Below are 25075 nucleotides of genomic sequence, written 5' to 3' on the forward strand. Positions count from 1 at the left end.
CTTGGCGTTTGTCTCCCGGTCGATGTCAGCCAGCTCAACACCTCGGTATCGGTTAATCGAGCCTGCCAGCGCGTCTGGCTCCAGCGTCTGTTCGCAGATGAGTGCGGCGAGGAGCTCGTTTGCGCTCGAAGTCCCATCCAGGGTGGACGACCGGCCGGCCAGATCGACAAGAAGCCGAAGGCGGTCATCGACCTCGGTCGGCCACTCGATGCTGGTCCTGCGCTTCCGTGCGACCACGCGGACACTCACTCTCGGAGAGACTGGCGAATTATATATATCGACGGTAGGTTAGCGCCACGGACCCTGCAAGTCGTCGAAAGGTCTTCAGGATGGGGCGGAGCGCACAGCGCCCGTGGAGCAAGCCTTGGGCGGTGGCAGAGCTCTTCGCTGGGGTGGGATCGGTTGCCGAGGGTTTCCGGCGGGGAGCCGGCTTCGACGTCGCCTACTTGAATGATGTTGACCCAGCTGCTCGTGACACGTACCAGGAGAACTACGGCAAGGACGTGCCGTACGACCTGATCGATGTGCAGGGCGTAACTGCGGATCGCATCCGGGAGAAGGTCGACGGCAAGCCCATCGCCGGCCTGCTCGGGTGTCCGCCGTGCCAGGGTTGGTCGACGGCGGGGCCGCGCCGAGAAGGGGACGTCAGGAATGCGCTCCTGGGTGACTTCTTCCGACTCATCACAGACTTACGGCCCATGTTCTTCGTCATGGAGAACGTGCCAGCGGTGTCTGATCGAGTCGAACTCTCCAGGGCATTGCAAGAGCTATCGCCGCACTACCGCACGTGGGTAGGCGTCCTGAATGCCGCTTCATTCGGTTTGCCGCAGTCGCGACAGCGCACGCTCGTCATTGGCTACGACGTCCGCACGGGCGTGCAACCGCTGCCGCCTGCCCCGACGCACGCGGGAGTCCGACGCGTCTGGGACTACCGAAGCGAGCAGCTCGTCAAGCCATCGGCCGACACCATCGACACCATTCTGGGTGCTGCTCCGCGACTCGGATCGACTGTCAGTTCGGCCTACTCCATGGCTGCTCACTATCGCGGTGGCGTCGAGCCGCTCAAGAATTTCGTGACGGTGGGCGAGGCGTTGCGGGACCTCGACCCGGAGTCGGGGCAGAAGCCCTCGGACTACGTGCGGGGACTCGGAGGCGGTTGGCTGCCCCCAGAGAACCATCGGCCGTGGGGCCATGGCCCAGACCTGGTGGCGAGGCTGAGCAAGGTCGCCGAGGGCGGCCGCCCGTCGTCGGACGTTACGGCGGGCAAGCGGTACTACTCCCAGGCATACGCTCGGCTGCATCGGCGGGGCTTGGCGCGGACCATCACGACAAACTTCCACAACCCTGGCTCTGGAAGGTTCCTGCACTACTCCCAACCTCGGTCCCTCACCGTCCGGGAAGCTGCCCGCCTCCAGGGCTTCCGGGACGACTTCCGGTTCATCCACCACCCGAGCTGGCAGGAGCGGCTCGTGGGCAACGCATTCCCGCCTCTCTGGGCCGAGGTGATCGCGCGACACGTGGGGCAGCAGCTCGGCGAGTCACTTGCGCTGTCGGACTTCTGATGTACCGTTAACCACATCAGGTTTACCGGTTAATAGGAGACGGCATGTCGGAGCTTGCAGCCATCACTGCGGACGACAGCCAGTTCGTCGAGGCGGAGCTGCTGCCGCCCGACGATCAGACTGCCCACCGCATCCTCGGCACGGTCATCAGCGACCAGTCGTCACCCACCTTCGAGGAGGTGCGGTTCCGGCTGCACCCCAGTGCGGCGGTGAGCCCCGGGGAATTCGTCTCCATCGAGGCCGTCCGCCCTGATGCGGCGGACCGCTCGTGGGTGCTCGCGCGCGTCCTCGACGTCCACGAGATCAACCCGCACGAGGACCCGCAGAGCGCGACCGTGCGCGACGTCCTGCCGTTCGACAGTGACTACGCGCACGAGGGCGAGTCGACCGTCATCTACCGAATCGCTCGTACCGAGCCGGTCGAGGAGCTGCCGGCGAACGGCCAGGCCGGGACGACGGAGGTCCGGACGCTGCCGCCCGCGGGTGCGATCGTCATCCGGCCATCCGCCGAGCAGATCAGCGTCGCGATGGGCTTCCCGTCGGATCCGAATGAGGGCATCCATGTCGGGAACCTGCACAACGACGAGCGCGTGCAGGTCACGTTGAGCCCCGGCGCCGTCCAGCGCCACATCCTCATCGTCGGTGGCATCGGCAGCGGAAAGAGCTACACCCGAGGGGTGATCGGGGAGGAGCTGCACTGCCTCGGGGTTCCCCAGGTGAACCTGGACGTCAACGGCGAGATGGTGAATGCCGCCGTGGAGCTCGGCGGCGTCAACCTGGAGCCGGGGAGGGGAGGGTTCACACTCCCCCTGGGCTCACTCACCCGCGAGGATCTGATCGACGCGGTGGCCGGGGTCAACCGCGGCACCAACATCGAGACCCTCATCGGCTACTCGTTCGACGTCTTGCGCCGGGAGATCCAGCGGGGAAGCCGTTCCGCCTTCAGCGTGGACGACCTCGTGACGGAGATCGAGAACCAGGCGCCGAACCTGAACATGCAGGCGGCGAACACCCTCCGGCCGGCCCAGCAGCGTGTGAAGGCGTTGGAGCGACTCAAGTACATCGGTCCGCGATTCGACTGGGTCAGTGCGCTTCAGCCCGGCGCCTTCGTCAACATCGACTGCCGCGGGCTCCTGCTCAGCGACCTGAGGATCATCGCGGCGGCAGTCGCTCGTGATCTGCAGGACCTGGCCCGTGAGAAGAAGATCCCGTTCACGGTGCTGTCCATCGATGAGTTCCACCTGGTGGCGCCGAGCGACGACAAGCAGGTGTCGACGCAGGTGCTGCGCGAGATCGCCCGTATCGGCCGTCACTACCGCCTGGGCCTGATCCTCACGACCCAGAGTCCGGCCGACGTCGATCGGTCCATCCTCAAGCGGTTGCTCACGCGGTTCGTCCACTCGATCGAACCGGACCAGCTCGACTCGCTGCGGGGCATCTTCGCGGACGCACCCGCCGAGATGGTTCGCGGCCTGCCCAAGCTGCCCCAGGGCACCTGCGCGCTGACCGGGGTGGCGGAGACCGTGCGTCACGCGACGATCGTCGACGTCCGCCGGCGTGTGACGCACCACGGCGGCGCAACGCCCGACGTCTGGGCCGACTTCCGTGCTCGCGGGTGGGCCGGCAAGCGCTCCGTCAGCGACATCAAGGCGGATCGACCGGAGCCGACGGTGCAGTCCGATGTCTGACGGCCGCAAGCTCGACGTCGCCGAGCGGGAACAGGCGATCATCAAGTTTCTCCGGACAATTGACCCGGCTGTCGGGGCAACGATCGCGCAGGTCCACGAAAGGCTCACGGGGGAGGGCATCCCGCTCGTGGCGGACGGCGCTCCCATCAAGGACAGCGTGACGGTTCAGGCGTACCACAAGCTTGTTGCGCGCATGGTGCTCGATCACCGGCTCGTCGAGGTCACCGGGCAGGAGGCCGGTCCGACCCGCTACACCCTTGCGCCGACCCTGCACGCCGACACGGCTGTCCGGCTGGACGACATCCGGGACGCACTGGCGGACATGACGCCCACCGAGGCACTGGCGGAGCTCACCTATGCCCGCGAGTCGGTTCGCGGGGAGAAGCGTAAGCGGCTGTTGCATCGCACCGCGCAGCAGCTGCAGAAGCTAGCGCCGCGGCCGTTTATCAAGGACCTCATCCTAGCCAAGGTCGCCACTTACAACGCGGACGTCGACATCTGGGAGGACCACGGCGACACCGATGACCGCCACCGCAGCCGGGTCAAGAACGCCCGGATGGAGCTCGAGAACCTCTGCTACCGGTGGTTGGGGCTCAGTCACGAGGCGGTCGACGTGCCACCGGCATCTTCAGTCGCCACCGGCTCATTCAGGACGATGCGCACCGGTATCAACGAGCAGCGCCTCGATGCTGAACTGACGAAGCGCGTGTACGGAGAGTCGTTCATCGAGTTCGTCCCGTTCGAGAACCCCTCGGCCCCGAAAGACTGGACCAATGTGGTCGTAGCCGGCAGCGACGGCTCGACGTACTCCAGCGTCATGCAGATCGACACGGCCTCGAACTTCGTCGATGCCGGTGGCAGCGAGGTCGTGACGTTCAACAACTCGATCGTCTACCTGCACATGGAGGGCGCCAACCGGGAGCAGCATCCCACGCCGATGTACAGCGTCCCCATCACAAGGAGTGCGATCGACAGCCCGCACAACTCGGGCATGGTGATGGCGCCGTTCATGTTCCGAAACGCCGGGCTCTCAGACAGCGAGTACGAGCACATGGCCAAGTGCGCAACGGACGTCGTGCAGTGGCGTGCGGACGAGCGTGTCTTTCTCGGGTCGGCGCCGGCGCTGGGCGGCGATGGGCGGATGCTGCCGTCCCCGCGAGTGCACTTGCGAGATGGCACCGTGACGCTCCAGGAGCGCGAGCTCAACCACTACCAGCGAAACGACCCGTACGGCGACATGGTGCGTCAAGGCGTCCGCCTGTGCGAGAGCATCCTGCGGCACATCATGTCGAGCCGGCAGCCCCCGATCCTGGCTGGCGCCGTCAAGAGCAGCCAGCTCCGCCTGTTCGCGACGCTCATCAGCACCTTGATCGCCCAGGGCCACGCTGCGTCCGGTATCGAACCGATCGACCCGACATGGGACGCCTCGCGTGGTGCCATGCTGACCGACAACGAGATCGTCACGGCCGTGCTGAGCACGCTGGCTAACGAATCGTCGGATGGCTACTTCTGCACCTGTGTTGTCGTGCGCCCGTTTCACGCCACCACGGACCTGCACCGGCAGTACGAGTACGAGGTTACCGACTTCTGGACCGAGCGCATTCGGCAACGTCAAGAGGCACACCTGGCCGATCCGGATTCCGACACGTACTGGGTAACCGTCGACGCCATCGAGGATGACCCGTTCGTGAGGATGTGCGAGTACGCCGACTACGCGCTCTTCTACGTCGGGCACACTGCGGGTGACCCGGCGCCGCTGGCGCCGCGCTACGAGTTCCTGGAGTCGATCCGTGACCGCCGTCCAGAGGAGGCGAGTGCCCGCGTTCGGCGCAATGTCGAGCTGATCGTGGCGTCGCTTCAGCACACCAAGTTCACGCCCGATCTGGACCATAACTTCCTCACAGGGAAGCGGCTCGTGAAGATCGTGCCGCGTGTCATCTACACGGCGCACGAGTACTGCAAGGCGCTCGGGCGTCGACTTGAATCGGAGCTCAAGTCGATGGTTGTCGCCCAGCTCGTCCGCGTAGGACGGGCTCGTCGGCCCGAAGACGTCACGGTCAAGACCTATCCGCTCGACAGCAAGTACTACCTGCAGAGGCAGCGGGAGACTGAAACAACACCGATCGAGGCGAGCGACGGCGAGGAGGGCTCCCCAGCGTCGGGTGACGACTGAGCGCCGAGTACCGGAATCCAGCTCAGCCCCTCCACCAATCAGACCGCCGAGCTGACGCTCTCGAGTAGTGGCGACGCGGGGCTGTCGACGTAATCTTCTTCGACCATGTACAGGCCGGCCAGTCCCTCCCAACCGGGGAACAGTCGCGTCAGCTCGGCTCGAACCGATTCAACCTAGGCGTCGTTGAGCCCGAGCAGTTCTCGCGCCAGGATTTTTCGGTTCCAGACGTCGAATCCAATCGCGGAGTGATCGCGCACAGCGTGGCTAGCGATGACTGCGGCGGTATAGGGTCCCACGCCCTTGATTGTCTGGAACTTCTCCATCAGCGACTCTTTGTCGGTGGTGTCGAGGGTGTCGGGGTCATGCTCGATGAAGAACTCTGCGAAGCGTCCGATGTACTTGGCGCGGTAGCCGAGTCGATCAACTTCGCGAAGCTGTTCCTCGGTGATCGACACGATGTCCTTCGGCGTGAAGAAGGCGCGCAGGCTGACACCGTCGAAGGACACGACGTGCCCATAGTGGTCGAGGAGGTTCCGGCTCCCTGGGGGTAAGGACCCTCAAGGTTGGAATAAGCGCCGCATGGCGGTGGGGGGGGGGTGATCGAGGTTCCGGAGTGGGCGGGCCCAGGGTCGGTCCCCGACGGAGGTGGGAGCCGCCAGGCGCGGCCCGTGTCGTCTCCGAGGAAGGTGGCGATCGATGGGGAGTCCTCCCCATCGATCCCGCTCCGATAACGCCCGGGCCTCGCCTACCATTGCCGCTGAGGGCGCGCAAGCTGGGGCCGCTCGCAGGGGCACCACCGGACGAGGAGCCAGTTGTCGTGAGCCGTGGAGCAGTCGCGCGCACCCGGGGTCGTGCCCGGCGCCGCACCGCGAGCCTGGTCACGGTCGTCCTCGTGGCCTCGGGGCTCGGGTACGCCGCGATGGCCAGCGACGGCACGACGGTCCACGAGGCCGACCTCAACGACGCCGGCGTCTGGGTCAGCTCCGGCGTCCAGGCGAAGTTCGCCAAGGCCAACGTGCCGATCGGCCAGCTCGACACCGGCGTCGCCACGGACGTCCCGACGGGCAGCGGCCTCGATGTCCTCCAGGACGGCGCCGCGGTCCTCGGCCTCTCCACGGGCACCGGCGAGCTCTTCACCATCGACCCGCGGACGTCCACCGCCGGCGACGCCGTCTCCACGGTCGCCGCACCCAAGGCGCCCGAGGGCCGCTTCTCGCCCCGCCCCGCCGACCTCCGCGGCGGCACCGTCGCGGTCCTCGATCCCTCGACCGGCAAGGTCTACGCCGACCGGGTCGACTCCCGGAGCCCCATCAGCAGCCTGCCGGGCATCGCGGTGGGTGCCGAGCCGGTCGCGACGATCGGCAAGGAGGGAGCGATCGCCGTCGGCGTCGACGGCACGATCCACGCCGTGTCCGGTGCGAACGGCAAGGTCGTCACCGTTCCGGTGGCGCCCCGCGGCTTCGGGACACCGACCGTGGTCGAGACCGCGCTGCGCGGGCAGAGTCCGGACATCACGGCGGTCGGTGCCCGCTGGGTCACGTACGACGCCGCCACCGACACGGTGTACACGGCGGAGACACCGGAGGGCCGGGACGCCCAGCTCACCCTGGCCGACGGCTCCCGGCTCGTGGCCCTGCAGCAGCCCGGCCCGGAGTCGGACTTCGTGGCCGTCCAGTCCGTCGACCGCGCGGCCCAGGTGGCGCTCGACGGCGGAGAGCCGACCGGTGGGGTGGTCGTCGGCGAGCTCGTCGACCGCGTGCCCGGCGCCACGACCGTCGCCCGGCCGGTCGTCCTCGACGGCTGCCTGCACGCCGCGTGGGCCGAGCGCTCGCGGGTCTTCTACGGCGCCAACTGCGGGCGGGTCGACGACGAGCCCACCGCGACGCTCCCCGCGGACGGCGAGCAGCCCACGAGGGACGGTGTGGCGTTCCGGGTCAACCGGGGCCTGGTCGTCCTCAACGACCTCGACAACGGCGGCGTCTGGGACCTCGACGACAAGCCGACCAAGATCGACAACTGGGACGCGCTGACGCCGCCCACCCGCCGGGACGACAAGAACGACAAGAAGGACGAGAACCTCCTCGACGAGGCCGTCCTCCAGCAGCCGCCGAAGGCCGTCCCCGACAACACCACGGTGCGTGCCGGCCTGACGAGCAAGCTGCACGTCCTGGACAACGACACCGACGTCGCGGGCTCGGTCCTGGCGATCGACCCCCGCGACCTCACCGAGCCGAGCCTGGACGGCGTGACGGCCACCGTCTCGGCCGACGGGCAGGCCGTCGACGTCTCGGTCCCGGACGGCTTCGAGAACCGCCAGTTCTCCCTCACGTACAAGGTCAACAACGGCAAGGCGGTCTCCAAGGAGGCCGCGGAGGTCTCGGTGCGGATCGTGCCGGACACCGTGAACGGCCCGCCCGTGCTGCGCCCGGGTGCCGAGCTGACCACGGCGAAGTACCCGGTCATCGCCGGCCACCGGCTCTCCGTGCCGGTCCTCGCGGACTGGCGCGACCCCGAGAACGACATCCTCGCCGCGCGCGCCGACCGCGAGGGCAGCGTCGTCGACGGCGCGGGCCGGATCACCCTCACCGCCCCGACCAAGAAGGGCACCCAGCCCGTCGGCTACCTCGTGAGCGACGGCCGGGGTGGCGAGACCGACGGCACCGTGAGCGCCCAGGTCCTCGACACCTCGGGTGACACGAAGTTCGTCGCCCCCAAGACCCAGCCGGACGCCGTGCGCGGCGTCGTCGGCAAGCCGCTGCAGGTCGACCCGCTCGGGAACGACATCGCGGGCGCCGACCCGGGCGAGCCGGACGCCGTCCTCAAGCTGCGCTCCGAGGTGCGCCCCGTCGGCCCGCTCCAGGTCGACACGGACCTCGCCACCGGCACCGTCACGGTCACGGGCAGCGCAGCCGGCACCTATGAGCTCTCGTACTCCGCCGTCACCGGCGCCGGCGCCGCGCCCGGGCGCATCCGCGTCGACCTCGTCGTCCCGCCGGAGGGTGCCCCGCCGGTCTCGGTGCCGGACACCGCGACCCTCCACGACCAGGCCCCGGCGATGGTCGACGTCCTTGCCAACGACTACTCACCGCGGGGCGACGTGCTCGTCACGGCGTCGGTGTCGGCGTCCGGTGACTCCTCGTGGCTCCAGCCGTCGATCTACCAGGGCCGGTGGGTCCGCCTCGAGGCGCTCGAGCCCGCTCCCACAGAGGCCGCCGGGCGCCGCGGGGTCGTCACGTACACCGTGAGCGACGGCACCCAGCGGGTGTCGGGGCAGGTGGCCGTGCTCCAGCAGGGGGCCATCGAGGACACCCTCCCGATCGTCCAGGACGACAAGGCCACGGTGCGTGAGGGCGACACCGTGACCATCCCGGTCCTCGACAACGACACGATGGCCGACGGCATCCCGCTGCGCCTCGACCCGAGCAGCGTCAAGGTCGTGAGCAAGGGCGACGGACCGCGCGCCTTCGCCAGCGGGAACGTCATCCGGTACGTCCCCGAGGCCACCGGGCTCACCGCGTCGAGGTTCGTCACCCTCGAGTACGCCGCGTACGCCGAGGGCAACAAGGAGCGGGCCCAGTCCGCCCGGGTCCGGGTCGAGGTCACCCCGCTGCCGAACCAGCAGCGGGTCAACCAGGCGCCGGTCGCCCGCAGCTTCTCGGCCACGGTCACGGCCGGCGACCCGCTGACCATGACGATCCCGACCTTCGGCGTCGACGCCGACGGCGACTCGGTCACCGTCACCGGTGTCGTCGGCGACGAGGGTGGCCCGGTCGACCTCACCTTCGGCCGCGTCGTCGGCATCGGCCCGACGACCATCAAGTACGAGGCCTACCCTCTCGCGGCCGGCACCGAGGTCATCACCTACGAGGTGCAGGACCGCTTCGGCGCGACGAGCCGGGCCTTCGTGCGGGTCGGCGTCGTCCAGCCGGGAGACCCGCAGCCGCCGGTCGCCGTCCCGGACGAGGTCTTCGCCGCGCCGGGCAAGACCGTCACCGTCAAGCCACTCGTCAACGACCTCATCGCCCGTGGCGACGTCGTCGAGGTCGAGACCGAGACCCTCAACGACGACGCGACGATGAAGCAGTGGCGGGTCGACGAGGACCACACGGTGACCACGAAGGTCCCCGACGACACGACCGCGCTGCACCAGATGGTCTACGGCATCAGCGACGGCCTCTTCGACCCGTCCCGCGCGAGCATCCTCGTGCGGCCGGTGCCGGGGTACGAGAACCCGCCCGTGGCCAACGACGACGTCGCGGCACCTAAGCCCGGGGAGTCCTCGACCCTCGTCGACGTCCTCGCCAACGACACCGACGTCGACTCCGACCCCGCCACGCTCGAGGTCGTCGACGTCCTCTCCGCGGACGCGGCGATCGACCCGTCCGGCAAGGTCCGCGTCCAGGTGCTCGACCACGCCTACTCCGTCCCGTACGTCATCCAGGACGAGGACGGCCTGCAGGCGATGGCCCTCGTCCACGTCCCGACCGGCGCGAACGGCCAGCCGTTCGTCGTCGCGGGGACGCTCGTCGAGATGGACCCGGACTCCTCGAAGACCGTGCCGCTCGCCGACCACGTCAAGTCCCCGCGGGACCGCGTCGTCTCGGTGACGACCGCCGACACGCTGTCGGCGTCGCCGGCCGAGAACCTCGAGGTCTCGCTCACCGACAACCGCACGCTCCAGCTCACGTCGAGCAACGGCTACGTCGGCCCGGCCGCGGTCATGCTCGAGGTCACCGACCAGACCGAGGTCGACCAGGCCGACTACGGGACGGCGTACGTCTCGATCCCCGTGCAGATCGGTCCGAAGGTCCCGCTCATGCGCTGTCCCGACGGCGCCGTCACGGTCAACGCCGGCGGTCTCGAGCGGTTCGTCGACATCCCGACGTTCTGCCACGCCTGGCTGCCGGTCGGGATGACGCTCGACGACGTCGAGTTCAGGACCTCCTGGGCGACCGAGGCGGACGCCGAGATGCGCGTCGACGGTCCGGGCAACCGGCGGATCACGCTGCGCGCGGACTCCGGCGCGAAGACCTCGCAGGGTGCGCTCGAGGTCACCTCCGCGGGTCTCGACCAGCCCTCGACGATCAACGTGCAGGTGGTGGGACGGCCCGCGGACGGTGCGCAGGACGCCGGCCGGGAGGACGACGACCCCCTGCCCCCGGCCCGGGTCCGGCCGATCAGCGTCACCGGGCTCGAGGAGGGCCAGTCCCGCACGGTCGACGTCCGGCCCTACCTCGACTCGCCCCTGCCGGAGCCGCGGTGCTCGGTCACCCAGGCGGTCGTGTCGTCCGGCTCCGGCCTCACCGCGCGGGCGAGCGGCTGCGAGGTGACCCTCCAGGTCGGCGCCGCGCCGTCCCTCGAGGCGTCCGTGGACATCCAGGTCGTCGACGGCCCGGACCGCGAGGCCTCCCCCGGCCGGATCTCGGTGACGATGCTCGGCAAGCCCTCGGTGCCGCGCCAGGTCGGCGCGGTCGCCGACCGGGACGCCGGCGGCCAGGCGCGGGTGTCCTGGCTGCCGCCGGAGTACGACGGCGGCTCGGTCGTCACGAGGTACGTCGTCCGGTGGACCGGCGGCTCCACCGGCAGCACCGAGTGCTCGGCGTCCCCGTGCACCGTCACCGGGCTGACGAACGGCGAGGACTACCGCTTCACCGTCGCCGCCGTGAACGGCGTGGGCGAGGGCGAGCAGTCCGCGCCCACCCCGCCGGTGCGGCCGGACCGCCTGCCCGAGCAGGTCACCGGCGTCCGGATGGTCTCCCGCGGCGACGGCAGGCTGGTGATCGCGTGGAACGAGCCCGTCAACGAGGGCAGCGCCATCCGCAAGTACGTCGTGCGGCTCATCTCCTCGGGTGGCAAGACCAAGACCCAGGACGTCCCTGCCCCCACGCTCCGGACGACCGTCGGCGGTCTGGACAACATGGAGGAGCAGTCCGTCCAGGTGCAGGCCTGGAACGAGCTCGGCGCCGGTCCGTTCGGCCCGGAGGTGACGATGCAGTCGGCCGGCACCCCGCCGGCGCTGCCGAAGCCGGACATCGCGGCGAGCGGCCCCGGCCCGGCCCAGGACTCGGCGACACTGACGATCTCGTGGAAGCAGGGCAGCCCGAACGGCCCGCCGACGACGCGGTACAGCCTCTACCAGCGGGTCGGCGGCGGCGCCTGGGCGAAGGTCAAGGACACCGCCCCGGATGTCCGCTCGGCCAAGGTCGTCATCCCCTACGACGGGCGGACGTACGAGTACACCGCCACGCTGACCAACGGCGCCGGCATCGAGGGCCCGAAGAGCAACTCGACGTCCTTCACCTCCAACGGCATCCCCTCGAACCCGACCGTCAAGACGACCACTCCGGGCAGCGACCGGAAGATCGAGGTCACCGTCGGCGTCGGCCAGCCACGCGCCGGCTCGTTCGACTCCATCCGCTGGAGCAGCAGCGACGGCCGCAACGGCAGCGTCTCGTGCGGGTGTGCCGCGGGCTCGCAGAAGGTCTTCACGATCGGCAACTACGACACGAGCCCCACGAAGAACTACACGGTCACCGTCTGGACCGTGAACTCCGGCGGCAACGAGAGCAACCGTGCCCAGGACGGCGCGACCCCCTACGGCAACACCATCACACCCTCCGGTCTCAAGGGCTCACGCAACGGCGACCAGGTGACCTGGACGTGGAACCTGCCGACGAACGGCCGCAAGATCGACCAGGTGCAGCTCCAGGGCGCGGTCGACGGGACCTTCGGGGGCAACAAGACCCAGGAGTCGATCAACCGGGGTCCGGGTACGTACCGGCTGCGGGTCCGTTCCCAGTCCGCTGCCGGCTGGTCGGACTGGACGGCCTACGAGTCGGTCACCGTGCCGAACCCGCCGCCCCCGGACCCCCAGGTCTACAACGTCCGCAAGTCCGGCCAGCGCTACGTCGACCCGAACGGCCAGGGGTCCTGCAGCCGCAGTCCGGGGTGCCCCGAGGTGCTGTTCGACATCCGCGACTTCCCGCCCAACTCGACCTGGAACGTGCGCTGCCGCAGCGACAACGCCGGTGGCTTCGTGTCCAGCTCCCAGCTCCGGGTCGGAGGCGGCGGCAACGGCTACTCGTGGGGCGGGCGGTGCCTCTTCGGCAACAACGTCGGCCGGGTGTACATCGACCTGTTCAACGGCTCCGGGACCCACACCGGCAGCGTCTTCTGGTCCTAGCGGACCGCATCCGTGCATGAGAGGAACTCACCGCCCATGACCGTCACGACCGACCAGGCCGCCTGGTTCGCCCAGACGTTCGGCGCGATGGTCGCCAACATCGACAAGGCGGTGCTCGGCAAGGAGCACGTCGTCCGGCTCGCCCTGACCTGCATGCTCTCCGAGGGCCACCTCCTCCTCGAGGACTTCCCCGGCACCGGCAAGACCCAGCTCGCGCGGGCCATGGCCGGCACGGTCAAGGGCAGCAACTCGCGCATCCAGTTCACCCCCGACCTGCTCCCCAGCGACGTCACCGGTGTGACGATCTACGACCCCAACAGCAAGGAGTTCGAGTTCCACGAGGGCCCGATCTTCGCGACCATCGTCCTCGCCGACGAGATCAACCGCGCCTCGCCGAAGACCCAGTCGGCGCTGCTCGAGGTGATGGAGGAGGGGCACGTCACCGTCGACAAGGTGCGCCACCCCGTGGGCGAGCCGTTCATGGTCATCGCCACCCAGAACCCGATCGAGCAGGCCGGCACCTACCGGCTGCCCGAGGCCCAGCTCGACCGCTTCCTCATGAAGACGACGCTCGGCTACCCCGACCACGAGGCCACCGTCCGGGTGCTGCGCGACGCCAAGGTCCGCGACCGCACCCGGGCGCTCGAGCCGGTCGTCACCGCCCAGGTCGTCGGCGACATGGCCGACCTCGCCGACGAGGTGCACGTCGACGACGCCATCCTCGACTACGTCTCCCGGATCGCCGAGGAGACCCGGCGGCACGTGAGCATCCGGCTCGGCCTGTCCGTGCGCGGCTGCCTCGCGTACGTCCGCTGCGCGAAGACCTGGGCGATCAGCCAGGGCCGCGACCACGTCGTCCCGGACGACGTCAAGCTCCTCGCCCAGCCGGTGCTCAACCACCGTCTGCTCGTCACGGCCGAGGCCCAGTTCGCGGGCATCACCACCCCGCAGGTCATCGACCAGATCCTCGCCGAGGTCTCGCCGCCCACGGAGCGCGTGCCTGCATGAGCGACCCGTCCCGCCTCCCCGACGACGCCGACTCCACCGTCCGGCGCTCGGACCTCACGCCGCCGCCCGCCGCCCGCGGTGCGGACGCCCCGGCGCGCCCGGACGACGGCGTGGCCTCGGAGGAGCAGCGTGGCCGGGCCTCGGTGGGGCGTGGACCGGCACGCACTCGCGATGCGGCGGCCGGGAAGCGGCGCCTGCGGGTGAGGCTGCCCCGGATCGGGCGTCCGGGACGTGGCGGGACATCCCGGACGATGCCGGTCGGCGGGTCGGGCACCGGTTCCCGTGGTGGTGCCGCGGCCGGCAACACCCGGACGATCACACTGCCCCGGGTGCAGGTGCCGAGCGCGATCACCGACACCGGTGCGCGCATCCTCGTCCTCACCGGTGATCGCATCAGGCCCCTCGCGCAGCAGACCCGGCCGGTGTGGCATCCCGTCCTCGAGGTCCTGCGCTGGGTCTCGCCGCTCGGCTGGACCGTCCTCGGCGTGGGCCTCGTCTCGTGGTGGCTCGCGGCCCGGTTCACCTGGGCCGAGCTCGCCATGGTCGCGGCGGGATGCCTCGTCCTCGTCCTCGCCTGCGTGGTCCTCGCCGTGGGGCGGGCACGGCTGACCATCCGCGCCGACGTCGAGCCGAGCCGGGTCACGGTGGGCGACCCCGCGACCGGCCGCGTGGTCGCGACGAACGTCTCCAGGCGCGTCCTCCTCCCACTCCTCCTCGAGCTGCCGATCGGCCGGACCGCCGCGCGGTTCACCCTCCCGACCCTGGCGGCCGGCCGGGCACACGAGGAGCTCTTCGTCGTCCCCACCCACCAGCGGGGTGTCGTGCCGGTCGGGCCGGCCACCACCGTCCACGGCGACCCGTTCGGGCTCGTCCGGCGCACCGTGGCCTGGACCGAGCGCACCGAGCTCGTCGTCCACCCGCGGACCGTCTCGCTCGAGAGCCTCGGCGCCGGGCTGCTGCGTGACCTCGAGGGTGAGGTCACGCCGGACCTCTCGATGTCCGACCTCGCCTTCCACGCGCTGCGCGAGTACCAGGCCGGCGACGACCGGCGGTACGTGCACTGGCGCTCGTCCGCCAAGCACGGGCGGCTCCTCGTCCGCCAGTTCCTCGACACCCGGCGCTCGCACCTCGCCGTCGTCGTCGACACGAGCACCGAGGTCTACACGCGCGCCGAGGAGGACGTCGAGCTCGGTATCTCCTGCGCGGCGTCGCTCGCGGTGCGCTCCATCCTCGACGAGCAGGACACCACGGTCGTCTGTAACGGCGAGACCGCCTCGCGCACCACCGCCCCGCTCACCCTCGACGCCCTCGCCCGGGCGGTGGTGGCGCCGCTCGACCTCTACGCCTCGGTGGGCGAGGCCGCCGCGCTGGCGCCCGACGCCAGCGTCGCCGTCCTCGTCACCGGGGTCGAACGGCCCTTCATCCAGGTGCAGCGCGTCCTCGACCAGTTCGAGCCGGAGGTCGTGCGGGTCGCGCTCGTCGTCGACCCCGAGGTCCAGGTCGGGGTGCGGCGCCTCGGCTCGATCGTCATCCTCCACGTCCGCGAGCTCGCCGACCTGCGGCGGGTGCTCTTCGCCGGAGCCCTGACATGAGCGCCGTCGACCCCACGCCGGCCGGCGGGTCCACGGGGGCCTCGCCGAGTCTCGCCACCGCGCTGCGCGGCGGCGGGAAGCGTGCCCGGCGCGTGCGCGACCCGGAGGCGCCCGGCGTCCTCGCGCAGGCGCTGCCCGGCCGCGACGCGCTCGTGGACCTCGCGTTCGGCGCCGTGCTCGTGAGCATCGCCCTCGTCGGGATGCGCACCGGCTTCCTCGGCGTCGAGTGGGTGGTCGCGGCCTGGTCCGGCCTCGTCCTGGGCCTGGTCGTCGGGCACCTCGCCGGCGCCTTCCGGTGGATGGCGGTCACCTCGCTGCTCGTGCTCGCCGCGGTGTACTTCCTCCTCGGCGGCCCGCTCGCGGTGCGCGACCACCTCGTCGCCGGGGTCCTCCCCACCCCGCAGACCGTCACCGACCTCGCCGAGTGGTCGGTCCTCGGCTGGAAGCGCTGGCTCACGCTGCTGCCTCCGGTCGACGCCCGCGGTCCGGTGCTCGCGCTGCCCTGGCTGGCCGGCCTCCTCGGCGGCGCGCTGACCCTCGGGGTCGCCCGGCGCTGGGCCTCCGTGCCGCTCACCGCGGTCGCGCCGCTCGTGCTGCTCGGCGGGTCCATCGCGTTCGGCACGCTGCAGCCGGCCGGGGTGCTCGTCCAGGGCGTCGGCTTCGCCACCGTCCTCGTCGCGTGGCTCGCGGTGCGGGCGCACCGGTCCCGCCCGCCCGTCCAGAACGGCGCCGGCCGCAGCGCCCGGGTCGCCACCGGCGCCGGGCTCGCCGTGGTGGCCGTGGCCGCGGCGGCGCTCGCCGGCCCGGCGCTGCCCGGGTTCGCGTCGCCCGACCGCCGTGAGGTCGTGCGCACCGCGCTCGTCCCACCGCTCGACGTCTCGCAGTTCCCGAGTCCGTTGCCCGGGTTCCGGCAGTACACCGAACCCAACGAGGCGGAGCTCTACGAGGAGGAGGTGCTGCGCGTCTCCGGGCTGCCCGCGGGCGCCACCATGCGGTTCGCCACCCTCGACCGCTACGACGGGCTCGTCTGGGGCGCCGCCGACCGCACCGCCGACGGCGTCCCGTTCCAGCAGGTCGGCTCGCGCATCGCCCCGACGTCCGACGGCACGCCCGTCGACGTCGAGGTCACCGTCCCGGACGGCGGGTACCGCGGCACCTGGCTGCCGACCGTCGGTGCGCCCACGCGCGTCGAGTTCTCCGGGCCGCGCGCGGACGACCTCGCCGACGCCCTGTGGCTCAACGTCGACACCGAGACCGCCCTCGTCCCGGCCGGGCTCGGTGGCGGCGAGACCTACCGGATGAGCGCCCTCCTGCCCGACCCGCCCGCGACCGAGCTCCCCGAGGAGCTCGACGTCGCCGGTGGCGGCTCCGTCGGCGTGGACGCCGACTGGCTGGACGCCCGCATCGACGCCTGGACCGGCCGGGCCGAGGGCGGGGCGTGGTCGAAGCTGCGGGCCTACGCGGCGGCGATGTCCTCCGAGGGCACGTACACCGACGGCGGCACCCCGAACAGCTTCGAGAAGGTCTACCTGCCGGGCCACGCGGTGTCCCGGCTCACCCGGTTCGTCGGGTCCTCGAAGCTCGCCGGCAACGACGAGCAGTACGCGGCGACGCTCGCCCTCGTCGGCCGCCGGCTCGGCATCCCGACCCGGGTCGTCATGGGGGCCGTGCCACCCGCCGACGGCGTCGTCCGGGGCAAGGACGTCCACGCGTGGGTCGAGGTGCAGCTCGACGACGGCTCGTGGTTCCCGCTCGGGTGGGACACGTTCGTCCCGAGCCGCGACAAGACCCCGAGCGAGCAGCAGCTGAAGACCGAGGAGCAGCAGGTGGGCGCCCAGGTCCCGCCGCCGGCCGGGGTCAGCCCGCCGTCGGTGCTCCAGGGTCCCGACCAGGCCCAGAACGCCACCGACGTCACGAAGCGCAAGAGGAACCCGTTCGACGTCACGGCGTGGCCGCTGTGGCTCAAGATCCTCACCGGAGCGCTCCTGCTCGCGCTGCTCGGAGTCGGGTACGTCCTCGTCGTCCGTCTGCTCAAGACCCGGCGTCGGCGCCGGCACGCGACCCTCGGGCCGGTGCCCGGGCGCGCGGCCTGGGTGTGGCGCGACCTCGTCGCCGAGGCCCGCTCCCTCGGCGTGGCGGTCCCGCGCGGGGTCACCCGGCTCGAGCAGGCGTGGGCCGTCGACGCCGCGGTCGCGCTCGCCGGGCAACGGACCGCCGAGGCGACCGGTGCCGGCGCCGAGTACCTCGGGCTGCCCGAGGACGCGGTGTCCGCCGCGCACGTCGCCGCCGCGGTGGACGCGGTCGTCTTCGGTCCGGGCGACGGCGACCCCGAGGCGACGAGCGCCGCCTTCGCCGAGGCCGAGCGGGCCCGGGACGGTATCCGTGGTGGCCTCGGGCGATGGTCACGGCTCCGCTCGGACGCCGACCCCCGTCCGCTGTTCGCCCATCGCGAGCGCACCGGCCCGCCCACCCCGTGGTGGCGCCGGGTGCGGCTGCCGAGCCTGCCCCGCCGCGGCAGCACCCCCACCCCCGCCTGACTCGGACCGGCGGTTTCGGTGCGGGATGCGAGCAGGCACGGACGCTGTGCGGAGACGGCCGACCTCGACCACCTCCCCGCTCGCGTCCGTGCCTGCCTCCTGCGACGAAGTGTCAGGTCACCGCCCCGTCGGCGACCCCGGACCGTGCGTCAGGGACATGAGTAGTCCACGCAGACCGGGGGGATCAGGCGGCCCCGGACGCTGATGCTGGAGAACTGCTTGGACTGGTCGCCGAGGATGCGTCCCGACCAGCGCAGCGTGCCGCCGTAGTCGTTGACGAACCCTGTCAGGTCGGCGCGGGTGTTCGGCCCTCGGGCGGTCAAGGTGTAGTCGTTGCCCTGGCGTTGGCCGCTGATGGTGGCACCGGGGCTGAGGACGAGCTCCCCTTCGACGTTGTCGATGCCGGGCGTGCCCGAGGGGGTCACGCGCAGCACCATCGTCGTGGTGGTCTGCCGAGACCGGCCCCGGATCGTGACGGGGTAGCTCGTGGTGGTCGTGTTCGCCTGGGATGCGGTCTGGCTGGGTGCCGCGGGTGCTGCGTGAGCGGTACCCGCGGTCGCCATACCGGCGGGCGCGAGCGCCACGAGGAGTGCTGTCCTGAGTACGAACTGTCGAATCCGCATTGTGGGTCCTTCCGGGTCACGTGCGTGGCAGGGTTGCCAGCTCGTCCCTCGTCACGCTAGGTCGGTCACAGGCCGTGACGAACGGTCGGACTTCTTACGGTCTCGTGACGTGGGCCGGCGGCGCCCCGCTCAGACGGCGACCGCCGGCGCCTCCTGGGTCCCGCCGGCCGGTGTCGCTCGGGTCTCGGGCTCGGCGGCCGGGCGGGTGTGCCGGCGGAAGGCCACGGCGGCCAGGACCGCCCCGGCGGCGAAGAACCCCGCACCCCACCAGTAGGCGGTGGCGTAGCCGTGGACCGCGGCCTCGGCGGCGGTCCCGGCCGTGACCGGGGCGTGCGTCGTCAGGTAGTCGGTGACCGCGGTGGCGGCGAGAGTGTTGAGCAGGGCCGTCCCGATGGAGCCGCCCACCTGCTGGCTCGTGTTGACCAGGGCACCGGCGACCCCGGCGTACTCGCGGTCCACACCGAGGGTCGCGGTCTGCATCGACGCAGGCATGATCGTGCCCATCCCGGCTCCCATGACCATGAGCGGCACGAGGATGTCGGGTGCGTAGGAGCTGTCCACCCCCAGGCGGGTCAGCAGCAGCATCCCGCTCATCGCCAGGGTCATGCCGACCGGGACCATGACCTTCGGGCCGAACCGTGGCACGAGGACGTTGGTCCCCAGCTGCGCGGCGACCACGAGCATCCCGATCATCGGCAGGAAGGCCAGTCCGGTCCCGATCGGCGAGTAGCCGAGCGTGGTCTGGACGTAGTAGGTGACGAAGAGGAACACGCCGAACATGCCGATGGCGGCGATCATCACCGACGCGTAGGCGGTGGCGCGGTTGCGGTCCGCGAGGATGACCGTCGGCAGCAGCGGGTGGCCCACCCGGCGCTGCGAGGCCGCGAAGGCGCCGAGCAGCAGGGCGGCCGCGGCGAGGAAGCCCCAGGAGGTGGGCGAGCCCCAGCCGTCGCGCTCGGCGTTCGAGAAGCCGAAGACGAGGCCGAAGAGGCCGGCCGACACGAGCACGGTGCCCGGGACGTCCAGGCGCGGCCGGCGCCCGGTGCGCTCGAGGGCCGGGACCAGGGCGAGGGCACCGACGAAGGCCACCACGGCGATGACGTCGTTGATGTAGAGGTTCCAGCGCCAGTCGAGGTTCTCGGTGAGGACCCCGCCGAGCAGGAGGCCGATGGCGCCGCCGGCCCCGGCGAGGGCGCCGAACACCCCGAAGGCGCGGGCCCGCTCGCGGGGGATCGTGAAGGTCGTCGTGAGGACGGCGAGGGCGGTGGGCGCCAGGAGGGCGCCGAAGACGCCCTGGAGCGCCCGGGCGGCGATGAGCACGCCGAAGGTCGGGGCGGCCCCGCCGAGGGTGCTGGCCAGCGCGAAGCCGACGAGCCCGACGAGGAAGGTGCGCTTGCGGCCGAGGAGGTCCGAGAGCCGGCCCCCGAGGAGCAGGAGGCTGCCGAAGGTCAGCGAGTAGGCCGTGACGACCCACTGCCGGTCGGCGTCGGAGAAGCCGAGGTCGGCCTGGGCGGACGGGAGGGCGATGTTCACGACGGTGGCGTCGAGCACGACCATGAGCTGGGCGAGCGCGACGACGGCGAGGGTCCACCAGCGGCGGGACGAGGGGGGTGCGTCGGCCACGGCGGACGCGGGGGAGGAGGGAGCCATGACGCCGACCATATACGAAACCCAGCAGTTCCGAAAATGAACAGTTCCGGAATCAGGCCGTCTCGGAACTGAGGTACCGTAGGAGACCGGCAGAACCGGCGGACCAGGAGGCATCGGCGCGATGACGCAGCCCGAGCAGGTCGTGGAGCCCACGGGCACCGGCGACGAGCAGCAGGGCCGCCCCGGGCGCAAGCGCGACCACAGCCGGGACCCCGAGATCCTCGAGGCGGCGCTCGACATCCTCGCCGAGTGCGGGTACGACGGGATGACCGTCGACATGGTCGCCGCCCGCGCCAAGGCGGGGAAGGCCACGCTCTACCGGCGGTGGCCCTCGAAGGCGCACCTCGTCATCGACGCCGTGGCCTGCATGAAGCGGGCCCAGCACCAGGCGCCCCCGCCGGACACCGGCACCCTCCGCGGCGACCTCGTCGCGATGATCCGGCCACCCGGTATCGCCGACGGCCAGCGCAAGATGCAGGTCATGGGTGGCCTCGTCTCGCTGCTGGCCCGCGAGCCCGAGCTGGTCGAGGCCGTCGACGAGGCCATCACCGAGCCACGGGTCCGGCAGAACCGCATCGTCCTGGAGCGTGCGCGGGACCGCGGGGAGATCCGCGCCGACGCCGACCTCGAGCTCGTCGCGCACATCGGCCCGGCCATGGCGTCCTACCGGACGCTCGTGCAGCGCCGGCAGGTCGACCGCGAGTTCCTCGTCCGGATCATCGACGAGGTCGTCCTCCCCGCGCTCGGTGTCCCCCCGGGTGACCCCACCGGGTGAACGAGGACACGCCGTCCGCACCTGGTGCGGACGGCGTGTCCTGTTCGCGTGACGGGGAGGCGGGTCAGCGCTCCTCGTCGCCGCTGATGAAGGCCTCGAGGCGGGCGCGGCCGACGTCGTCCGGGCGCTGCTCCGGGGGGGACTTCATGAGGTAGGACGACGCCGACAGCAGCGCGCCGCCGACCCCGCGGTCCTTGGCGATCTTCGCTGCACGGATGGCGTCGATGATGATGCCCGCCGAGTTGGGGGAGTCCCACACCTCGAGCTTGTACTCGAGGTTGAGCGGCACGTCGCCGAAGGCGCGGCCCTCGAGGCGGACGTACGCCCACTTGCGGTCGTCGAGCCACGCGACGTAGTCGGACGGGCCGATGTGCACGTTGCGGTCCTCGGTCTTGCCGGCGAGCTCGCCGGTGAGGTTCGAGGTGACGGCCTGCGTCTTCGAGATCTTCTTCGACTCCAGGCGCTCGCGCTCGAGCATGTTCTTGAAGTCCATGTTGCCGCCGACGTTGAGCTGGTAGGTGCGGTCGAGCTGCACGCCGCGGTCCTCGAAGAGCTTCGCCATGACGCGGTGCGTGATGGTGGCGCCGACCTGGGACTTGATGTCGTCGCCGATGATCGGCACGCCCGCGGCCTCGAACTTCGCGGCCCACTCCGGGTCGGAGGCGATGAAGACGGGCAGCGCGTTGACGAAGGCGACACCGGCGTCGATGGCGCACTGGGCGTAGAACTTGTCCGCCTCCTCCGAGCCCACCGGGAGGTAGGAGACGAGCACGTCGACCTCGGCGTCGCGCAGCGCCGCGACGACGTCGACCGGGTCGGCCGGGGACTCGTCGATCGTCATCGCGTAGTACTTGCCGATGCCGTCGAGGGTGTGGCCGCGCTGGACGGTGACGCCGGTGGTGGGCACGTCGGCGATCTTGACCGTGTTGTTCTCGGAGGCGTTGATGGCCTCGGCGAGGTCCTTGCCGACCTTCTTGTCGTCGACATCGAACGCCGCGACGAACTCGACGTCGCGCACGTGGTACTCGCCGAACACGACGTGCATCAGACCCGGCACGGTCGAGGACGCGTCGGCGTCCCGGTAGTAGTGGACGCCCTGGACGAGCGACGACGCGCAGTTGCCGACGCCGACGACGGCGACGCGGATGGAACCCATGAGCTTTTCCTCCGAGAGGTCTTGGGGGTGGGCGGGACGGACGGTGGTGGTGCCGGCAAGGGCGCCGGTCACCTACGGCTGGGGGCCGGGGTCGGTGGGGTGACGCCGTTCGGCGTCGATGAGCTCGGTGAGCCAGCGGACCTCGCGCTCGGCGGTCTCCTCACCGTGGCGCTGGAGAGCCGCGGTGTAGGCGTCCATTCGCTCACGGCTGCGGGTGGAGCGCTCGCGGACCCGCTCGAGGTTCTCCTCGAGGCGCGAGCGCCGGCCCTCGAGGATGCGCAGCCGCACCTCGTGCTCGGTGCGGGCGAAGAAGGCGAAGCGGACGTCGAAGCCGTCGTCCTCGTAGGCCGAGGCGTCGATGCGGTCGACGAGCTCGGCGAAGTGCTCCTTGCCGGCCGCGGTGAGCTCATACACGACGCGGGGGCGCTTGCCACCGGCGGACGGGTCCGCGGCCTCGGCGATGAGCCCGCGGCCGAGCAGCGACTTCAGTGCGGGGTAGAGCGTGCCGTACGACAGCGCCCGGAAGGGGCCGAGCGCGGTGTTGAGGCGGCGCCGGAGGTCGTAGCCGTGCGTGGGGGCCTCGTGCAGGAGGCCGAGGACGGCGAACTCGAGGAGCTGGGCGCGGCGAGAGACCACGGTGGGTGCTCCTCTCCGGCGATCGGCGGGACCTGACATACTCGGTCCATGTCCGTTCGACCGTAGCACAGATATATCGACGCGATACATCGTGCCGCAGGTGTTCGTCCCGGACGTCCCGCTGGTCCCGCACGTCACACCGGGGGCCGGACGTCGCGCGCCACCCGCAGGAGCCTCCTGGGGTTTTCCCAGGCTCGACCGTCATACTGAGCGGTGGACGTGGTCGGACGACCCGTCGCCCCCGCCCCGAACCCCGGAAGTCCATGAGCGAACGACAGCCACGTACCCGTGCAGAGGCCAGGAGCCGGCAGGCCGGCCGCGACCGCCAGAACGGCGACGAGCCCTCCGCCCGACGCGTCTGGGTCACGCGAGGGCTCTGGGCGGCGTTCGGTGCCTTCGTCCTCGGCATCCTCGGGTTCTTCACGGCCTACGCCCTGACCGACGTCCCCCAGCCGAACGAGATGGTCCAGGCTCAGGCGAGCGTCGTCTACTACTCCGACGGCACGTCAGAGCTCGCGCGGCTGTCCGACGACGGCGGCAACCGGGAGTCCGTCCCGCTGGCCGAGATCAGCGAGGACATGCAGCACGCGATCCTGGCCGCGGAGGACCGCGACTTCTACGAGAACAGCGGGATCAGCCCCACGGGCATCGCCCGCGCCGTGTGGGTCGCGGTCAAGGGCGGGCAGGCCACCCAGGGTGGGTCGACGATCACCCAGCAGTACGTCAAGAACTACTTCCTGACCCAGGACCGCACGCTGACCCGCAAGGCCAAGGAGATCCTCATCTCCTTGAAGATCGACAAGCAGCAGGACAAGGACCAGATCCTCGAGAACTACCTCAACACGATCTACTACGGCCGCGGCGCGTACGGCATCCAGACCGCCGCGCAGACCTACTTCGGGGTGGACGCCAAGGACCTCGACCCGTCGCAGTCGGCGCTGCTCGCCTCGGTCATCCGCGGCCCGTCGCTCTACGACCCCCAGCTCGGCGAGGAGCAGCAGGCGAACGCCGAGAGCCGCAGCGGCTACATCCTCGACGCCATGGTCGACCAGGGCTGGCTGTCCGCCGACCAGCGGGCCGAGGCGGCCTTCCCGGAGGTCAAGGAGTACAAGCCCAAGGCGCTCGGCGGCACGAACGGCTACATCGTCGACCTCGTCAAGCGCGAGCTCGTCGACAAGCACCAGCTGTCCGAGTCCGACATCCAGCGCGGTGGCCTGCGGATCGTCTCGACGATCGAGAAGCCGAAGCAGGCGGCGGCCGTCGCGGCCGTCGAGGACGAGCGGCCGGAGAAGCAGGACGACATCCACGAGGGCCTGGTCTCGATCAAGCCCGGCGACGGTGCCGTCGTCGCCCTCTACGGTGGTCGCGACTTCGCCGACCGAGCGCTCAACGACGCCAGCCAGGCCAAGATGCAGGCCGGCTCGACGTTCAAGATCTTCGCGCTCATCGCCGCGCTGCAGTCCCGCGACGTCTCGACCCAGACCCGGTTCAACGGCGCGAGCCCGCAGTACTTCGACCAGTTCGCCGACTCCGCGGGCTCGACGGATGCCGCCCGCCGGGGCCGGGTCAAGAACTTCGGCAACGAGGGGTTCGGCAACATCGACCTCCTCAAGGCCACGAAGAACTCGGTCAACACCGTCTACGCCCAGCTGAACATCGAGGCCGGACCCGAGAAGACGATGAAGGCCGCGGAGGACGCGGGCGTGCGCTCGGAGCTGCAGCCGAACGTGGCCAACGTCCTCGGCACCGACTCCGTGACGGTCATGGACATGGCGACCGCCTACGCGACGATCGCCGCCGAGGGACTGCGCGCCGAGCCCTACCTCGTCCAGCAGATCGCCTTCCTCGACGACCGGCTGCCGACCATCGAGGCCGAGCCGCAGACGAAGCAGGTGTTCGACAAGGACCTCATGTCCGACGTCATCGAGGCGATGGAACAGCCCGTCAACGGTGGCACCGCCCGCTACGTCGGCGAGAACCTCGGCCGGCCCGCCGCGGGCAAGACCGGTACGTCCGAGAGCTTCCGGTCGGCCTGGTTCGACGGCTACGTCCCGCAGCTCGCGACGGCGGTCGGCATGTACCGCTCCGACCCGGACACCGGCGACGAGCTGGAGATGGAGAACCTGCCGACCGCGGGCGACATCACGGGCGGCAGCTTCCCGGCGCGGATCTGGACGGCCTACATGAAGAAGGCGCTCGAGGGCACCGAGGTCGTGCCGTTCCCGAAGCCCGCCCACATCAACAGGGACGCCGCGCCGCCGCCGCCCCCAGCGCCGACCCAGGCACCCGAGCCCACGAAGGCTCCGCCGTCGTCGAGCAGCGCGCCGACCACCAGCGCCCCGCCGACCACCAGCGAGCCGCCGGAGCCCACGAAGACGGTCGTCCCCTCGCCGTCGGTGTCCAGGACGAGGACGACGGCACCTCCGACACCGTCGCCGACCCCCACCTCCACCGCGGGCGCGCCGGTCCTCGGGACCGGCTGACCGCTCCTT

General features: G+C 70.8%; 14 protein-coding genes. 9 read left to right on the forward strand and 5 right to left on the reverse strand.

Features of this window, described 5'->3' with window-relative positions; translation table 11 throughout:
- The first annotated feature begins 371 nt into the window (after positions 1-371).
- From JQN72_RS04610 to JQN72_RS04620, 3 genes are read left to right on the forward strand one after another with little or no spacing between them, the layout of a single operon-like run.
- Positions 372-1562 (forward strand): DNA cytosine methyltransferase, encoded by a 1191-nt coding sequence (locus JQN72_RS04610; protein WP_204133985.1) that lies wholly within the window; start codon positions 372-374, stop codon positions 1560-1562.
- A 44-nt stretch (positions 1563-1606) separates the two neighbouring features.
- On the forward strand, positions 1607-3250 hold the full coding sequence (locus JQN72_RS04615) for an ATP-binding protein (RefSeq protein WP_239100097.1): 1644 nt from the start codon (positions 1607-1609) through the stop codon (positions 3248-3250).
- On the forward strand, positions 3243-5423 hold the full coding sequence (locus JQN72_RS04620) for a hypothetical protein (protein ID WP_204133987.1): 2181 nt from the start codon (positions 3243-3245) through the stop codon (positions 5421-5423). Before JQN72_RS04615 ends, JQN72_RS04620 begins: the two co-directional genes overlap by 8 nt.
- A 173-nt stretch (positions 5424-5596) precedes the next feature.
- Here JQN72_RS04620 and JQN72_RS04625 read toward each other — a convergent pair whose 3' ends face one another.
- Positions 5597-5929: a hypothetical protein gene (locus tag JQN72_RS04625; protein ID WP_204133988.1), complete on the reverse strand. Its 333-nt coding sequence runs from the start codon at positions 5927-5929 to the stop codon at positions 5597-5599.
- A 311-nt stretch (positions 5930-6240) separates the two neighbouring features.
- Between JQN72_RS04625 and JQN72_RS18840 the strand changes: the two genes are divergently transcribed.
- Genes JQN72_RS18840 through JQN72_RS04645 form a run of 4 tightly spaced genes read left to right on the forward strand, consistent with a single transcriptional unit; the run spans position 6241 to position 17743 of the window.
- On the forward strand, positions 6241-12606 hold the full coding sequence (locus JQN72_RS18840) for an Ig-like domain-containing protein (protein ID WP_204133989.1): 6366 nt from the start codon (positions 6241-6243) through the stop codon (positions 12604-12606).
- A 36-nt stretch (positions 12607-12642) separates the two neighbouring features.
- The gene (locus JQN72_RS04635) at positions 12643-13614 is read left to right on the forward strand and encodes a MoxR family ATPase (RefSeq protein ID WP_204133990.1); all 972 of its coding nucleotides are present in this window, start codon (positions 12643-12645) and stop codon (positions 13612-13614) included.
- Positions 13611-15206, forward strand: coding sequence for a DUF58 domain-containing protein (locus JQN72_RS04640; RefSeq protein WP_204133991.1), 1596 nt, complete (start codon positions 13611-13613; stop codon positions 15204-15206). The genes JQN72_RS04635 and JQN72_RS04640 overlap by 4 nt, the downstream gene beginning before the upstream one ends.
- A complete protein-coding gene (locus tag JQN72_RS04645) occupies positions 15203-17743 on the forward strand; it encodes a transglutaminase domain-containing protein (RefSeq protein ID WP_204133992.1) in 2541 nt (846 codons plus the stop codon). The genes JQN72_RS04640 and JQN72_RS04645 overlap by 4 nt, the downstream gene beginning before the upstream one ends.
- Before the next feature lie 149 nt (positions 17744-17892).
- Here the strand turns inward: JQN72_RS04645 and JQN72_RS04650 are convergent, their stop codons facing one another.
- Together JQN72_RS04650 and JQN72_RS04655 are read right to left on the reverse strand one after the other, a co-directional pair.
- Positions 17893-18327: a hypothetical protein gene (locus tag JQN72_RS04650; protein ID WP_204133993.1), complete on the reverse strand. Its 435-nt coding sequence runs from the start codon at positions 18325-18327 to the stop codon at positions 17893-17895.
- A 168-nt stretch (positions 18328-18495) separates the two neighbouring features.
- Positions 18496-20016, reverse strand: a complete 1521-nt coding sequence (locus JQN72_RS04655; protein WP_239100098.1) for an MFS transporter — start codon at positions 20014-20016, stop codon at positions 18496-18498.
- 121 nt (positions 20017-20137) lie between these two features.
- Here JQN72_RS04655 and JQN72_RS04660 point away from each other — a divergent pair, with 121 nt between their 5' ends.
- On the forward strand, positions 20138-20791 hold the full coding sequence (locus tag JQN72_RS04660) for a TetR/AcrR family transcriptional regulator (RefSeq protein WP_204133995.1): 654 nt from the start codon (positions 20138-20140) through the stop codon (positions 20789-20791).
- Between the two features lie 64 nt (positions 20792-20855).
- Here JQN72_RS04660 and JQN72_RS04665 read toward each other — a convergent pair whose 3' ends face one another.
- Both JQN72_RS04665 and JQN72_RS04670 read right to left on the reverse strand, forming a co-directional pair.
- Entirely contained in the window at positions 20856-21947 is a 1092-nt protein-coding gene (locus tag JQN72_RS04665) for an inositol-3-phosphate synthase (protein ID WP_204133996.1), read from the reverse strand.
- A 72-nt stretch (positions 21948-22019) separates the two neighbouring features.
- A complete protein-coding gene (locus tag JQN72_RS04670) occupies positions 22020-22622 on the reverse strand; it encodes a PadR family transcriptional regulator (protein WP_204133997.1) in 603 nt (200 codons plus the stop codon).
- A 224-nt stretch (positions 22623-22846) separates the two neighbouring features.
- On the opposite strand from JQN72_RS04670, the gene JQN72_RS04675 reads away from it, so the two are divergent.
- Positions 22847-25066, forward strand: a complete 2220-nt coding sequence (locus tag JQN72_RS04675; RefSeq protein ID WP_204133998.1) for a transglycosylase domain-containing protein — start codon at positions 22847-22849, stop codon at positions 25064-25066.
- The last annotated feature ends 9 nt before the right edge of the window (positions 25067-25075 follow it).

The organism is Phycicoccus sp. CSK15P-2 (genome assembly GCF_016888005.1).
Taxonomy (GTDB): Bacteria; Actinomycetota; Actinomycetes; order Actinomycetales; family Dermatophilaceae; genus Phycicoccus.